Source organism: Pseudomonas extremorientalis (genome assembly GCF_001870465.1).
Lineage (GTDB): Bacteria > Pseudomonadota > Gammaproteobacteria > Pseudomonadales > Pseudomonadaceae > Aquipseudomonas > Aquipseudomonas extremorientalis.
Map to the genome: position 1 here is coordinate 51,555 of NZ_MDGK01000060.1, position 15,397 is coordinate 66,951.

At 60.0% G+C, this 15,397-nt stretch carries 13 protein-coding genes; 5 read left to right on the forward strand and 8 right to left on the reverse strand.

Features of this window, described 5'->3' with window-relative positions:
* Positions 1 to 66 precede the first annotated feature (66 nt).
* Together BFN10_RS26000 and BFN10_RS26005 are read left to right on the forward strand one after the other, a co-directional pair.
* The gene (locus BFN10_RS26000) at positions 67 to 744 is read left to right on the forward strand and encodes a sterol desaturase family protein (protein WP_071492120.1); all 678 of its coding nucleotides are present in this window, start codon (positions 67 to 69) and stop codon (positions 742 to 744) included.
* The gene (locus BFN10_RS26005; RefSeq protein WP_071492121.1) at positions 741 to 1,838 is read left to right on the forward strand and encodes an SMP-30/gluconolactonase/LRE family protein; all 1,098 of its coding nucleotides are present in this window, start codon (positions 741 to 743) and stop codon (positions 1,836 to 1,838) included. The genes BFN10_RS26000 and BFN10_RS26005 overlap by 4 nt, the downstream gene beginning before the upstream one ends.
* A gap of 60 nt (positions 1,839 to 1,898) precedes the next feature.
* Here the strand turns inward: BFN10_RS26005 and BFN10_RS26010 are convergent, their stop codons facing one another.
* From BFN10_RS26010 to BFN10_RS26035, 6 genes are all read right to left on the reverse strand, one after another.
* Positions 1,899 to 3,410 (reverse strand): hypothetical protein, encoded by a 1,512-nt coding sequence (locus tag BFN10_RS26010; protein ID WP_071492122.1) that lies wholly within the window; start codon positions 3,408 to 3,410, stop codon positions 1,899 to 1,901.
* A gap of 114 nt (positions 3,411 to 3,524) precedes the next feature.
* Entirely contained in the window at positions 3,525 to 3,905 is a 381-nt protein-coding gene (locus BFN10_RS26015) for a hypothetical protein (protein WP_071492123.1), read from the reverse strand.
* A 2-nt stretch (positions 3,906 to 3,907) separates the two neighbouring features.
* Positions 3,908 to 4,903, reverse strand: a complete 996-nt coding sequence (locus BFN10_RS26020; protein ID WP_071492124.1) for a hypothetical protein — start codon at positions 4,901 to 4,903, stop codon at positions 3,908 to 3,910.
* Between the two features lie 137 nt (positions 4,904 to 5,040).
* Positions 5,041 to 6,102, reverse strand: coding sequence for a lipocalin-like domain-containing protein (locus tag BFN10_RS26025; RefSeq protein WP_071492125.1), 1,062 nt, complete (start codon positions 6,100 to 6,102; stop codon positions 5,041 to 5,043).
* Positions 6,092 to 8,554: an ABC transporter permease gene (locus BFN10_RS26030; protein ID WP_071492126.1), complete on the reverse strand. Its 2,463-nt coding sequence runs from the start codon at positions 8,552 to 8,554 to the stop codon at positions 6,092 to 6,094. Before BFN10_RS26030 ends, BFN10_RS26025 begins: the two co-directional genes overlap by 11 nt.
* A gap of 1 nt (position 8,555) precedes the next feature.
* Entirely contained in the window at positions 8,556 to 9,224 is a 669-nt protein-coding gene (locus tag BFN10_RS26035; protein ID WP_071492127.1) for an ABC transporter ATP-binding protein, read from the reverse strand.
* Between the two features lie 275 nt (positions 9,225 to 9,499).
* On the opposite strand from BFN10_RS26035, the gene pmrG reads away from it, so the two are divergent.
* From pmrG to BFN10_RS26050, 3 genes are all read left to right on the forward strand, one after another.
* A complete protein-coding gene (pmrG, locus tag BFN10_RS26040) occupies positions 9,500 to 10,177 on the forward strand; it encodes a lipopolysaccharide core heptose(II)-phosphate phosphatase PmrG (protein WP_071492128.1) in 678 nt (225 codons plus the stop codon).
* Between the two features lie 174 nt (positions 10,178 to 10,351).
* Positions 10,352 to 12,007, forward strand: coding sequence for a lipid IV(A) 4-amino-4-deoxy-L-arabinosyltransferase (gene arnT / locus BFN10_RS26045; RefSeq protein WP_071492129.1), 1,656 nt, complete (start codon positions 10,352 to 10,354; stop codon positions 12,005 to 12,007).
* The gene (locus tag BFN10_RS26050; RefSeq protein WP_071492130.1) at positions 12,007 to 13,527 is read left to right on the forward strand and encodes an ArnT family glycosyltransferase; all 1,521 of its coding nucleotides are present in this window, start codon (positions 12,007 to 12,009) and stop codon (positions 13,525 to 13,527) included. Before arnT ends, BFN10_RS26050 begins: the two co-directional genes overlap by 1 nt.
* A gap of 8 nt (positions 13,528 to 13,535) precedes the next feature.
* Here the strand turns inward: BFN10_RS26050 and BFN10_RS26055 are convergent, their stop codons facing one another.
* Positions 13,536 to 14,249, reverse strand: coding sequence for an AAA family ATPase (locus BFN10_RS26055; protein ID WP_071492131.1), 714 nt, complete (start codon positions 14,247 to 14,249; stop codon positions 13,536 to 13,538).
* Positions 14,249 to 14,992 carry an ABC transporter permease gene (locus BFN10_RS26060; RefSeq protein WP_071492132.1) on the reverse strand — a complete coding sequence of 248 codons (744 nt, stop codon included), beginning with the start codon at positions 14,990 to 14,992 and terminating at the stop codon, positions 14,249 to 14,251. The genes BFN10_RS26055 and BFN10_RS26060 overlap by 1 nt, the downstream gene beginning before the upstream one ends.
* Positions 14,993 to 15,397 lie beyond the last annotated feature (405 nt).

Here is a 15,397-nt window from a genome sequence, read left to right on the forward strand (position 1 = left end):
AAACCTCGCACAATCTTGAGTACCAACTAAGCTCAGCCTCCAATAAAAAATACCGAGCTGCCCGCCATGGCCCATCCCACCGAGACCTTTCGCGCCCGTTACCGCGCCCACGTCGCGCCCCACTACAACCCCTGGCTTCACGCCGGTTTCGTGTTCGGCTACGGCATTGTGTGCATCAGCCTGGCCTGGTCATCGACACATCACATTACTGCTCTGCAATGGCTGACCGTGCCGGCGACGCTGGTGTTCTTCAACCTGTGTATCTACCTGGTGCACCGCCACCTTGGCCACCACAAACACGCCTTGGCCCGTCTGTTTTATGCGCGCCATACTGGCGATCACCACAGCTTTTTCACCCCCGGCCACATGACCTACGACAGCCCCCGGGACTGGCGCGTCATCCTGTTCCCGGCCTGGCTGATCGTGTTGCACAGCCTGGCGATCACACTGCCCGCGTGGTGGTTGATCAAGCAACTGAGCCCCAACGTCGCCGGCCTGTTCGCCGGGTGCATGATCCTCGGGTATTTGCTTTACGAATTGTTTCACGCCTGTGAGCACCTGCCCGCCGACCACCCGGTGGCACGCATGCCGTGGATCCGCCAGATGCACCAGTTGCACGCCCTGCATCACCGCCGTGAGCTGATGCAGGGGCGCAATTTCAATATCGTCCTCCCGCTGATGGATTACCTGTTCGGCACCCTGTACTGGGAGCCGGGCCCCCACGACAACCAGGAATCGTCATGAGTACCCGTCCCAAAAAACTGCGTCATCTGTTGTTTGTACTGTTTCTGCTGGTGATCGTCTTCTTGCTGCTGATGCCCACCAAAGTGCAACCGGTGAACTGGACACCGCCCAAGCCACCGTCGATGAAGGACGGCCCCTACGCCGAAAACCAGCGCCTCAAGGGCGTGCAGAAGATCGGCGCCCAGGACATCGCCGGGCCAGAGGCGTTGCTGCTGGATGCACAGGGTTATCTGATCAGCGGCCTGCATGACGGGCGCGTCATCCGCACCGCGCCCGACAGCCGCAGCCTGGAGGTGCTGGCCGACACCGGCGGGCGGCCCCTGGGTCTGGCGCTGCACCCGGATGGGCGCTTGATCATTGCCGATGGCATCAAGGGCCTGCTCGCCCTGGATGCAAACCGCCAACTCACTACCTTGAGCACGGGTGCCAATAACGTCCCCTTCGGTTTCACCAATGACGTCACCGTGGACGCCAGCGGGCGTTATGCCTACTTCAGTGATGCATCGAGCCGCTGGGGTTACGGCCAGGACGGCGAAGCGGTGATCGAGCATGGTGGCGATGGCCGGTTGCTGCGCTATGACTTCAGCAACGGCACCACCGAGGTGCTGCTCGACCAGCTGCAATTCGCCAATGGCGTGGCCCTGGGCCCGGATGAACATTACGTACTGGTCAATGAGACCGGCGCCTATCGCATCAGCCGGTATTGGCTCAAGGGCGAACGTGCCGGCAGCCATGACCTGTTTATCGACAACCTGCCCGGCCTGCCGGACAACCTCAGTTTCAACGGCCAGGACCGTTTCTGGGTAGCACTGTATTCACCGCGTAACCCGTTGCTGGACAGCTTCGCCGGCTACCCCTTGCTGCGCAAAGTGATGGTGCGGGCGTTGATGGTGGTGCCCAAGCCGATCGAGCGCAAAGCCTTTGTGCTGGGGTTGGATACGCAAGGCAAGGTGATTGCCAATTTGCAGGATGGCAGCGCGGGGAATTACTCGCCCATTACTACCGCTCGGGAATATGGCGAGTGGTTGTACCTGGGCTCGTTGAAGGGCACGAGCATGGCGCGGTTGCCGTTGGCACAGGCGTTGGCGCCCTGACGCAAAAAGGGCATACAGGCGCGCGGCCTGTATGCCCTGGTGGTTACTGGTTAAACACGCTTAGCTCTTGGTGCTGCTGAGCAGGGTCTGCTTGCACAGATGGCCAAAGCTGACGAACTCAGTGTTATCACCACCGACGCCGATACCTGGGTATTCCAGCACTTCCATGCGCCATACCCCGTAGTTGAAGTCGGTACGCCAAGTGTTTTTGTAGCCCTGGGCGTAGTCGACAAAGGTGGTCTGGAAGTCACCGAAGCAGGTGCCCACGTTGATCGTGCCACTCGCCTGACCGGCACTGTTGGTAGCCGCCGAATACCCTTTGTAGACGATAGCACCGGTGTCGGGGTTGATGTGCTGGTCGAGGTAGACGATCGGGTGCAGCCCCACCAGCGGTGCGCCGGTGCTGTCCGACAGCCCCATGGTCCAGGTCAGGTCGCGATAGGCCTGGGTGGTCATGTAGCCATACCCCACGTCGGACGCGGAGTAAGGGATGCGCAACACGTTGCCTTCGCCTTTTACATCAGGGCTGTTGACCCGAGGGTTGGAACCGAAGGACAGGTTGTATTTGCCCGTTGCGCTCCAAGGCTCATTCGGGTGTTGGTTCGGACGAACACGCACCTTGACTACCCCACCGACACCCGGGTTCGGGATCGACGTCGACACGACATTCGCACCCACGGTGACCCACTGGCTGCCATCGAAACGCTCAAGGATCCACTTGTTACGGGTGCTGCCACTGGCCGCGTCGGCCGTCAGGGCTATGCCTACGCTCTGGCCACGGACCGCCGTGAAATCAAAGTAGTCGACATCGTCTAGGCTGTCAGCGTTGCCTTTGATGTAGTTCAGGGTATCCGGCAGTTGAAACGCCGTGTCGGGCGTGTCATTAGGTTCATAGGCATCGATGTTGGCATCCACCGCCACACCGAACTGGAAGCTGGAGCCCTGCACCGCTGCGTTGGCTTCCATGAACCAGTAGTAGTCACCGGCAGGCACCACCCCGCTCAGGCTTTCATCGCCCGTGCCTGGATTATTGGAGGTGCCCAGCGGGAGCGGATTGCCTTGACCATCGTCCTGGAACAGGGTCAACGACATGTCGGTGCCTGCGGTCTGACCCACCAGCAACGCGTTGATGCGCGCCTTCTGTGGCAGGTTGAAGTGGTAGCACAGCAGGTCACCGGTCTGTACGCCATTGATGGTGTACAACTGGTTCACATCCAGCGTGGTTTCACAGCCCTGGACCAGTGCCGCCTGCACGGCGGCCGCTGCCTGGGCATCGGCTTTCTTGACCTGGGTTACCGGCGCCGGAGCGGCATGATCTTCCACCACCGAATCGGCCTGGGCCTTGGCGGCGAACGCCGGTTTTTTCAGTTGAGCACCCGCTTTGAGTTGCTGCTTGAGCGTCGCTGGGGCCTTGGTGGCCGGCACTATACCGGCGGCTTTGAGGCTTTGCTTGATGTCAGTTTGAACGGCTTGTGCAGCCAGGTGAGGGTATTGCTCGGCCAGGGCGAAGGCCGAAACGAAGCAGGAGGCCGCCATGGCCGCGCCCAGCATAAAGGCTTTTTTCGATTTCATTTTTTATCCATCCATAGTTAAAAAGTGAAGCTCAGGTGACGTCCGGTCACCTGGGATGGAATGTAGGATATGACTGGATGGATGTACAGTATTTTTTTGAAGAAATTTCAATTTCTATGGAGTGGGGATGTCGCACCACCAGCGCCAGAAGCTCCAGATAGCTGTACCGAAGGCCCAGATATAGCCAACTTTATAAGGCCACACCATCCAACGCCTGAGCGCCAAAGGAACTGACGCTAATTCAGCCTCCGTCACAATACCGGCCTCCACATGGCGCTTTGAGTCTGAGAAGAACTCGGAAATAAGCAACATGCGATATTGCCTGTCGATCCACTGGTTTCGCTTCCAAAATCGCTTATTGTCTAGGACCCTTTCGTTCTGACGGAAATAACTTTCCACCTCATCGAGCTTTGCATATTCCGCAAAAATCATCAGTCCCAAGACAACAAACGTCCCGACAAACAACACGATGGAGTAGATGAGAAAAAAATCCATGGTTAGGTTCCCTCAGGTAGGAATATCAAATCCCCATCGGCGTCCATGATCTTTCCTCCCAAAAGCGCCCCAGCACTACCGACCCTATCACCTGCCACATACCCTCCCGCTGAGCCTCCGATAATTCCGCAGGCGAGTTCACCTGTTCCCTTCATGCGAATGCCTAGGAACATTGTGCATGCCCTACGAGCGGCTCCTGCACCGATTCTTCCGAAAAAGGCAGCTCCTGAGACTCCACCTGCCAACCTCCCCGCCTCCACATACTTCGCCCTTCTACACTGCGCCTCCCGCCCCGCCACACATGCCTCCCTGATCTCCAACCCCGCCACCCCCACGTCCAGCGCCAGCCCCACATAAGTCCCTTTACCCAACCACTTCGACATCTGCGCAATCTCCCGCATCCGCTTCGCATACCCCGCAATCTCACCTTTATGCAGATAGCTCTTGGTCGACAGGCCCAACACCTTTTTCAACGACTCATTACCCTGCAACCCCGTCCCCAACCGCGCCGCGCCTTGCAGTTGCACCTCCAACCGCCGGAACAACGCCTGGCGCCGCTGGATAAACGCCGTCCTGTCCAACGCACCGTCCTTCAAGCGCTGATGCAACCGCTCGATCTCCTCCAGCGTCTGCGCCACGTCATCCAGATGTCGCGCCCAGGCCGACGTCGCACTGCCGATGCCTACCGAGCCCTTCGCCATGAAACTCTGCAGCAAGTCATAGTTGTCGATCACCTCCGTACCGACCGCTGCACGCCTCTGCAAGTGACGACTTACCTCCTCGGCATGCCGCATCAACCAGGCCTCCTCGACCGAGCAATTCACGCTGTGGCTGTCGGGAATAATCACCAGTTGTCCCGGCGCCACCAAACCGGGGCGCAGGTGCCTATTCAGCACGTCAAAATGAGCGGAACGCTGGCGGCCCGGGGCGCCGCCCATCAGTCGGTTTTTCAAGCTCTGATAGTCTGTCGCGCGGTCGTTGATAAAGCTTTGCGCCATGCCTCACATCCGGTGAGCAATGAAGATGGCGTCGAAATATAAGCAAGCGCCTAGGCCCCGGACACACGTCCAGGGGGGGCGATTTACATTTGGGAAGCTGCCTACGCAGCAAAGAAATACAGCCTACGGAAACAACCCTAATACCCGGTCATTTCCAGGTAACCCACCCCACCCTCGAACTGCACCGGGCCTTCCCAGTACGGAATACTCAGGTTCATCCAGGCATTCGGGTTGACTGCTTGCGTAGTGATATCCAGCTGCTTGCCGGGGATTTTCAGCGACCAGCGGGTGGGGATCTTGCGCCCTTCTATGGCCGTCGTTTCCAGCGGCGTCAGTTGGATATCCGCGTTGTGCAGGGTTTGTGTATGGCCCTCGCGATCAATCCAGGTGCCGGTCAGGTAGGACGCGCCATCGGTTTGCCGTACTCGGAACAACATCAATTGCTCGCCCCGGTCCAGGTGCAGGGAAAACCAGTCCCAGCCGGTCTGGCTGGCGGTCAGCGGTTGGCTGCTCCATTCGCGGTCGAGCCAGGCCGGGCCGCTGACTTGATACACCCGGCCATCAAGGCTGACGCTGCCGCTGGCGTTGAAAAACGGTTGGCTGTAGTAGTACGAGGCCTGGCCCTGGTCGGATTTGCGGCTGTAACCGCTGTCGCCCTGCAGCACCAATGGACGGCTGGATGTCAGGTGCAGGTCGTAGGCGAATTGCGCACCGCTGGCCTTGAGTTGCATGTCCGACAAGGCGCCCAGTGCACCCGGGCGGGTGGCGAAATTCCAATCATCGATCCAGGCGTTGAACGGCACTGCCTGGGCCCCGGCCTGGCCGACGCCACCGCGTGCGTAACGCTCGGCGGCGTAATGGTGGGTGGCGGACGTGACGGCCGCGTGGCCGAGCCACACGGTGGCGTCATGCCAGCCTGCTTGCACCGGACCGGCCTTGAGTGCATTGCGAAACAACGTCCATTGCACGCCAAATACATTACCCTGCGCGTCCTTGAGATTGGCCGTGACGTACCACCATTCGATACGGAAGTCCGCATGGGGGCCATGATCCTCGGGGAAGCTGAACACCTTGCCCGGTACCACCTGGGCAAAGTCCGCCGCGTCGCTGCCCAGGCCGGCAAAGCTTTCCTGTGGCGCAGGCACTTTGTCGCAAGCAGCCAGTAACAGGCACGCCACCAACAGGGGCTTAATCTTCATGGGCAAACGTCCTCAACAAATCCGCAGGACGGCTGCGGTACAACTGCCACAACGGCCAGGCCGACGCCAGAAGGGTCGCCAGCATCGCCAGCCCGAGCAATTGCGCCAGCTGCCACGGGAACACCTGCAATGGCAGGCGCCAACCAAACGCCTGCACGTTGATCACCGCATCCAGGCACCACGCCAACAGCAGGCCGAGCGGTACGGCCAGCACCAATGTGAGCACCGCCAGCAGCCAGGTCTGGCCGAGGTTGAGCAGCATCAATTGCCGACGCGTGACGCCCAATGCCCACAGCGGTGCGAGCTGGCCCAGGCGGCTCTGGCTCTGGGTCAACAGGCTGATGAACAACGCCACGCCGGCCACGCCCAAGGTCAGGCTGTTCAGGGCAGCGGTGGCGGCGAAGGTGCGCTCGAACACCTGGCTCGACCAGCCCTTGAGTTGTTCTTGATCGACAATACGGCTGTCGTCCAGGACAAAGGCGCGCTGCACCTCACGTACCAGCGGCGCCACGTCCGACGGTGACACCCGCAGGTTGAAACGCGCCGGTGACAGCGTCGGCCAGTGCGCCAGCAGATGTTGTGAGTTGACCAGCACATGCCCCTTGGGATTGCCGTAATCGGCGTAAATCCCCACCACCTTCGGCGACCACACACCCTGGGGCGTGGGGATGTTCACGGCATTGCCCAGTTTCACCCCGAGCCGGCGCGCCAGTTGCTCGCTGAGCATCAAGGTGTTGCCCTTCTGCAACTGGTCCCAGGGTTCGCTCGTGGCCTCCAGCAGCGGCCAATGCTGACGGTAGGTGGGATCGTCGACCACGCCAAACAGGTCCGCCGGCCAGCCCTGCACTTGCACGGCGACCTGCCAGGTGGGCAGCACGGCCTGCACTAACGGCTGTTGCGCCAGCCAGGTGCCGAGTTGTTCGGCCTGGGCAGGGCTTTGTGGGTTGAGATACAACTCGGCAGTCAGGCGCTGCTCCAGCCAGTTGTTGAAGGTATGACGAAAACCCGAGGTCATGGAGCCCGCGCCGATGTTCGCAGCCAGGGCCAAGAGCAGCGCCATCAGGGCCAGGCTCAAGGCCGGCAACTGCTGGCGGCAGTCGGCGAGAAACCACTGGCCGAGCACCGAACGGCTACGCCCCAACACGGCCTTGAGCAGGCCGTTGAGCAGCACCGGCAACCCCAGGGCGGCGCCAAGCAGCAATGCCGCCATCAGTACAAAGCCGGCAGCCAGGCTGTTACCCAGCCACAGCGCCAGCACGGCGATCAGCAACGCAGCCGCGGCCACCCACGCTTGACGACGCAACCAGCGCCCGTGAGCTTCATGCCAGGCCTGGGCGTTGGCCAGCGCCAGCAAGGGCAGGCGCGCCGCCCGCCACAGGCTGCCGGCACCGGCGAGCACCGCACCGAGCAGGCTCAAGCCCAGCCCCGCGCCCCACCACCACGGGCTGAGGCTCAACTGTCCCGGTACTTCAGCGCCATACAAGCCACGCAGGCTGGCGGCCACATCGGGCAATAGCAGACTGGCCAACAGGTAGCCGCTGGCGACGCCCAGCACACCACCGAGCAGCGAGAGCACGCCCAATTCCACGCTCAAGCTCACAATCAGCAGGCGCACGCTGACCCCACAAGCGCGCAACGTGCGCAGCAGCCCGCGCCGTTGCTCCAGGGCCAGGCCGATGGCGGCATGCACGATGAACAGCCCCACCACGAAGGACAGGAAGCCCAGCGCGTCGAGGTTCAGGTGAAAGCTCTCGGTGAGGCGAGCGAGGTTATTGTCCTCGCCTTGCTTGAGTTGCAACCCGGCGGGCGGCGTGGGTTGGCTGGCGGCGAATGGCTTGTCCACCAGCAGCCGCGACAGGCGCTCAGACATATCCAGCACAGGCTGGGCAAAACCGATGTCGGTGAGCAACAGGCCGGGCGCCATGTCTGGTTGGGCTTGCAATGGCGGCAGTGTGCGGCCGCCCACAGTGGTCGGTTGCTGGCCTTCGCGCAGCCCCAAGACCTGCAAGGTCTGCGGCGCGATCCAGGTACGCCCCGGCGGATCAAAAAACGCGAGCATCTGCGCCTGGCTCAAGCGCTGCCCCGCCACGGCGCCGCTGCCGGGCAACGACAACGGATCGATGCCCATCAACTGCAGGCGTACATCCTCCTGCCCCTTGAGCTGCACCCGCCCCTGGACCACCGGAGACACCGGCCAGCCAGCGCGGCGCAATTGAGCGAAGACCGCCTGGGGGAAACTCGCCCCGTCCGGCGCACCGAGGCTGGCCTGGGGTTCGCCGCCGATCAATTGGCTGGCGCGGGCATAGCTGTCTCGCGCCTGGCTGTTGAGGGCTTGCACGCCAATCAACAGCGCGGTGGCCAGCCAGAGGCCGGTGAGCACGCTGAAAAACTGCACGGGATGCCGTCGCCAGTGGCTGAGCAATGCGCGCAAGGTCCACTGAAATACCGCCATCTCAGGCGGCGCCTGCGGCTAGGACGCGCCCACGCTGCAACACCACCTGCCGGTCCAGTCGTGCAGCGATGCGCGGGCTGTGGGTGACCATCAACAGGCTGGTGGGGCTGTCGCGCAAGAGGTCCAGCAACAGTTGCAGCACTTCGTCGCTGGTCGCCTCGTCCAGGTTGCCGGTGGGCTCGTCGGCCAACAACAGGCCCGGGCGTGACGCCAATGCGCGCCCCACCGCCACCCGTTGCTGCTGGCCGCCGGAGAGTTGTTCCGGGTAGCGCTTGAGCAAATCCCCCAGGCCCAGGCGCTCGACCAATTGCGCCTGCCACTGCGGGTCAAAGCGCCCCGCCAGCCGCGCCTGGAACGCCAGGTTATCCTCGACCGGCAAGCTGCCGATCAGGTTGAACTGCTGGAACACCAGACCGATTTCGGTACGTCGCCAATGGGCCAGCTGCGCTTCGCTCAGTTGGTCAAGGCGCTGCTCGCCCACCCGGATGCTGCCGCCATCCACACGGTCGAGCCCGGCCACCAGGTGCAGCAAGGTGCTCTTGCCGCTGCCCGACTCGCCCATCAGCGCCAGGCTGCTGCGCCGGCCCAGGTGCAGATCGACACCGGCCAACACTGCCAAAGGCCCCTGGGGGGTGGCATAGCTTTTGGTCACACCTTGCACCTGCAACATGACAACACTCGTTTGATGGGCGGCCATCGAGAATAACGGCTACCGCCCAAGGCCACGCAAATTTTTCACATGGATTTCACCGGCTGCCCACCCGCGCCTCTTTAAATTACCCACCAAGCATCACTTGTCGGCAACTTGTTAGTTGCCCTTTTTCACAACTTTTTACATGCAAGGTGTTCAGCGAAAAGACAGCCGTCGTGTGACAGCCTCTGGTCCCACTAAGGACATTCGCTAAAACGTTGCGCCTAACTAATACAACACTGCCAACAATGCCCATGGTGAATGAAGTGGTTGACCTTACCCTGACCAAACCGCGCTCGCCCCGGGACTTTTTCAAGCGTTTGCAACGACTCTGGCTGGGACTTGCGGTGGTTGGCCTGTTGCTGGTTTGCAGCCTGTTCTGGCCGGCGTCGCCACGGGACCTGGGCATCGGCGACCGCCTGCTGACCTCGCAAGTGATGCCGCTGTGGCGCGACGGCGACCTGATCGTACTGGTGCGCCATGAAGAGCGCTGCGACCGCTCCACCAACCCATGCCTGGGCCCGGTGGAAGGCCTCACAGTGCACGGCAGCCAACAGGCCGAAAAACTCGGCAATGCCTTTAAATCCATGGGGATGGACACCAGCGATGTGCTTGCCAGCCCGGCTATCCGCACGGCGCAGACCCTGCGTTTCATGTTCGATAAAAACGAGCTGACCTCGGGCCAACAGGCCATCTGCGGCACGGCCATGGGCGAGGAATTGCTCAGTCAAAAGACCCCCGGACGCAACCTGGTGTTCGTCACCCACAGTGGTTGCATCGCCGACTTCGAAAAAACCCAGGGCTTCCCCCATGCCGCGTTCCCCGAATATGGCAGCGCGTTGTTCGTGCAGGCGTTGCCCAACGGCAAATTGAAGATCCTGGGCATCGTCAACAACCCGGATTGGCCCGCCGCGCTAAAACAGACTCACTAACTTACCCCTCGCCCTGTTCAGCAAAAAGACAGCCCTGTTCTGGCATGTTTAGTTGCGCCTTTTAAATAAGGACATCATGAATATTTTCTGCAATTGCGTGAACGCTGTGACTTTTCCAACTATTAATTCACAACTTGAAACCTACATCACTGAGCGTCAGGGAGCGACGTTTGCATGACCCGATTAAAACCCCTGCCGGTGTTATTGCTGGCCTTCGTTGCGTTTTACCTGCTGCCCCTGGGCCTGCATGGCTTGTGGATCCCGGACGAAACCCGCTACGCCCAGATCAGCCAGGAAATGCTCCAGAGCGGTAACTGGGTGGCGCCGCACTTCATGGGCATCCGCTACTTCGAAAAACCCGCAGGCGGCTACTGGTTGATTGCCCTGGGCCAGGCGGTCTTCGGCCAGAACCTGTTCGGCGTGCGCATCGCTTCGGCGCTGACCACGGGCTTGAGCGTGCTGCTGGCCTACCTGATCGCCCGTCGACTGTGGAATGACCCGCGCAAGAGCTTCGCCTGTGCCCTGCTCTACCTGAGCTTCGGCCTGGTCGCCGGGCAGGCGGGGTACTCCAACCTCGATCCGCAATTCACGCTTTGGGTCAACCTGAGTCTGGTAGCCCTGTGGTTTGCGCTCGACAGCACCACACTGCGCGGCCGCCTCGGGGCCTGGGTCATCGTGGGCCTCGCCTGCGCCATGGGTTTCATGACCAAGGGTTTCCTGGCCCTGGTGTTGCCGGTGCTGATTGCCGTGCCATACATGCTCTGGCAACGCCGCCTGGGAGAGCTGCTGCGTTATGGCCCGCTGGCGATGGCGGTCGCGGTATTGGTGGGCCTGCCGTGGGTGCTGGCCATCCATCTTCAGGAACCCGACTTCTGGCGCTTCTTTTTCTGGAATGAACACATTCGCCGTTTCAGCGCCGACAACGCCCAGCATGTGCGGCCATGGTGGTTCTTCCTGCCGATCATCGCCGTTTCCAGCCTGCCGTGGGCCGGGCTGCTGCCGTCCGCCCTGCACAAGACCTGGCAGGAAAAACGCCAGCCGGCGATTACCTTCCTGGCGTTATGGCTACTGCTGCCCCTGGGCCTGTTCAGTTTGAGCAAAGGCAAGCTGCCGACCTACATCATGCCGTGCCTGCTGCCCTTGGCTTTGCTGATGGGTCATACGCTGACCGACCTGGTGAAGCAGGGCAAAGCCCGCACCATCTGCCTCAATGGCCTGTTCAACTTCGTGATCGGCATGGCGGCCATGATCGGCCTGATCTACCTGCAAATCGCCCGGCCGCTGTACAGCAACAGCCACGCCGAGATGTTCAGCCTGTCCCTGGCGTTCATCGTGTTGCTGGTGTGGATTCTGGCCAACCTGCTGCAAGTGATTCGCCCGCTGACGCTGTGGGCAATGCCTGCAATGGGTATCGGCGTTCTGGTGATCCTGCTGCCGGCAAGCATGCCGTCGTGGATCGCGGACAACGAAATGCCCGACCAATTTGTGCTCGAACACCTGGACGAATTGCAACAGACCCAAGCCCTGCTCAGCAACGACCTGGGCAGTGCCAGCGCCCTGGCCTGGCGCCTGAAACGCCCGCAAGTGTCGCTGTACGACACCGAGGGCGAGCTGCGCTACGGCTTGCAGTATGCAGGCTCGGTGCACCGCAAGGTGGAATTGGAGGAAGTCCAGGCCTGGCTCAAGGATGCGCGCCAGCACGGCTCGGTGGGCGTGCTGCTGCGGGTCAACAGCACCAGTGAAATGCGCGAAGCCGGGCAACTGCCGCCCGGCGGAAAACGTTACTACAAGGGTTATCTCGAGCTGATCATCTACCCGAGCCTGCCCTGATGACGACATTCTGCAAGACCGAGCGCGGCGCCCTGCTGCTATTGCTGGGCGTTACCGCGCTGCTGCTGCTCACCGGCCTCGGCGCACGCGACCTGTGGGGCCCGGAGACTCGCTGGGCGAACATCGCCTTGCAGATGCTGCAGAGCGGAAATTACTTCGACCCCTACCTCAAGGGCGCGCCCTATTACGACAAGCCCCTGCCTTCCTATTGGCTGATCACCGCCACGGCCCACCTGATGGGTGGCCTCGGGCCGTGGTCACTGCGCTTGCCCTCGGTGATCGGCGCCTGGCTGAGCGTGTGGCTGGTCTACCTGCTCGGTGAGCAACTGATGCGCAAAGGCACCGGGCTGATCGCCGGCTGGATGCTCGCCACCACCTTCTACTTTCTGTTCTGGGCGCGAGTGGCCACGGCGGATGTGCTGACGGTGTGTGGCGTGCTGGCAGCGGTCTGGTGGTACTGGCGTGGACCAGAGGACACCCGGCTGGGTCGCTATACCGTGTTTTTCCTGCTGCTCGCCGTGACCTCGCTGTTCAAGGGCTTGATCGGCTTTGTGCTGCCAGGCCTGGTCCTGCTGCCGCACCTGCTCGGCGAGCAGCGCTACAAGCAGCATCTCAACCTGCGCCTGGTGCTCGCCCTGCTGATCGCCGCCGCGGTGTATGCCGTGCCGTTCGTGCTGTCGCATGTCTACGGTGCGCCGACCTATGGGCAAAGCGGCCTGGCCCTGGTATTCCGCGAAAACGTGGTGCGATTCTTCGACCCCTTCGACCACATGGGGCCGATCTACACCTACCTGATCTACCTGCCCGCCTACACCCTGCCGTGGCTGCCGTGCTGGCTGCTCGGCCTGCGGCTGGCGCTGCGGCACTGGCGCCAGACCCCGCCCAACGTGCGATGGCTGGTGTGGGGCCTGGGCCTGTTGTTTGTGTTCTTCACCGCCAGTGGCAGCCGGCGCAGCTACTACGTGTTGCCACTGGTGCCCTTCGCCCAGTTGCTCGGCGCCTGGTGGCTCAGCGAACGCCTGCAAGCCAGGCCCGCCAGCCGGCCGCGCTGGAGCAAAGGGTTCGCCATCGCTGCCCTGTTGATGCTGCTGACCATTGGCGTGGCCTATCCATGGAGCAACGGCAATGGCGGCGTCACCCGCTTGGCCGAGGACGTGCGCACTGAAGCCGTCAAAAGCGCGCCGTGGGAGGAGTGGCAACTGGTGCTGGTGGAAGTGGACAACAAGGTGCCGATGTACCTGCAAAACGGTGGCAAGCCGTTCTACTACGTGGCCGAGTCCCAGGACTTCCCGCGCCAGGGCGACAGCGCGGCGTTCATGGCCTGGTTGCAGAAAACCAGCGGCAAGGCCTTCGACCCGCAGCGCACGATCATCGTCACGCAGTATTCCAAGGATGATCCGACGCCGTTGCCGTACTTGGGCGCGGATCACCAGGTCATCACCACCCAGCCGGACAATGGCGAGCGTTTGTTTCAAAAACGGCAGGACGGCAACGTGGCGTTCGTTCCCTTGCCTGAATAGAAGCGGTCTTATCCTTTTGGCAGGCTGGCGGCATGGATAAATGCCTCATCCAGGCTTTGGGCGTCGTAGGCGCCCATGAAGCCTTGCGCATCAGTGAAACGGTTGAATCGCCTTTGGCTCAGCATGTAAAAGTCATCGCAATGCGCGACGATTTCATCGACGTTGTGTGATGAAACCAACACCGCGACACCCTCTGCCGCCGCCCCCTCCAGACAACGCCAGATGTGATAACGAAACTCTGGATCCACACCCGCCGTGGGTTCATCCAGTATCACCAGGTCCGCGTTGGCGCAGAGCAGGGACAACGTAAAAAACCAACGCTTTTCCCCATAGCTGCAGAGTGCGGATTTTTTGTTCCAGATCTCGCAGTAACGCTCTGCGATGCCGGGGCTCCATTTTTCGATTTTGTCGAGTGCATGTTGTTGGGTGACCCTGGTGTCGGAGCAAAACAGCATGGTCATTTTGAAGATGTCGAACATGCGAAATACAGGGGGTGTGCTGATGATCTGTGACAGGTACAGCAGCTTGGAAAAGGCGCTGCTTATTTCACCACCCTCTCTTTTCTTCAGGCCGCACAGCACATCAAAAAAGGTGGTTTTGCCGGAGCCGTTTGGGCCAAGAAGACCTGATATGGAGCCGGCGGTGACTGTCAGAGAAGCCTTATGAAACACGATATGAGTTCCATACCTGACGTCAAGAGAGTCTACGAGAAGCCTTGCCATCAATAACGACTCCAAACAGGATCAATTAATAAATAACGACACATCACTAAAAACAAAAACACAAGTGAAATGGCAACGACCCAGAAAACCAAACCGCATTCAACCACGCCGTCCAACATAATCTTATTCGCCCACCACATCGGGTTAAAAAAACCGACAATAGCTAATGCGGGACTGACTGGACCCATACTGATGATCCCGAGAGCCAACATCGTAAGGGACAAAATTGAAAAGAGGGTACTCGCATTTTGAAAGCCTAATGGGACAAGCGTCAGCAACAGCGCGGGTATAGAAAAAAGAAGAAAGCAAACATAAAATCGCCCTACGATCACAAGATACTCCGCGACATCAAACTCCCCTGAAAAAATTCGGGTGAGTATATAAAATACGGAGCAATACAATATTGAAACAACTGAATATGCAGAAAACTGCCCAATCAAAAAAACAACCTTCGTACGATCCGTATAAACAAAAGACCGAAGAAAACCACTTTCCCTTCGACCAACTATGTAAAAGGCAAGCCCGAACAGTGCAACATTTGAGGAAACAAAGGCGTAAAACCATGAAGTCTTCGACAGGTAATCCACGGCCTCACCACTCAGTGGCGCACGCGCGTAGGTAAGCAAATAATACGTAACCACTGGAGATACCACTGTCCAAAACAATGCAACAGGTTCTCTGAGTTGTTCTTTTATGAATAACGCCGCTAGCAAAGCCGGCCTCGATACGAAATAAAAGTCCATGATTGACCTCACGAAAACGGGACCATCATGCCTAGTCTAGAGCTGAGCATCGACGACTCAAGCTTCTGTGAATACTGAATTTACTTTTCTGTCGATGAAGGCTCTATTATGGAGTTATGGCAGGCCCCACCTACCCCATTATACCTGCCGCCCCACCACATCCTCCATTACCACCGCACCCGCCTTGAATGCCTGACGCACCTGCATTACCGGCGTACGGGTTGAAACTTTCTTCACTTTCGAAACTATAAACAAGCGCTCCGAACACTTCACTGTTCATCTCAAATCTCCAGCTTTGTGCATACATTGACTTTGAGCTGCCCTTCATCAAGCAATAAAACCAAATCTAGCCCAGCGTGAGAATATCGCAACAACAATAAAAATCTTATGCGGGAAATATAACTA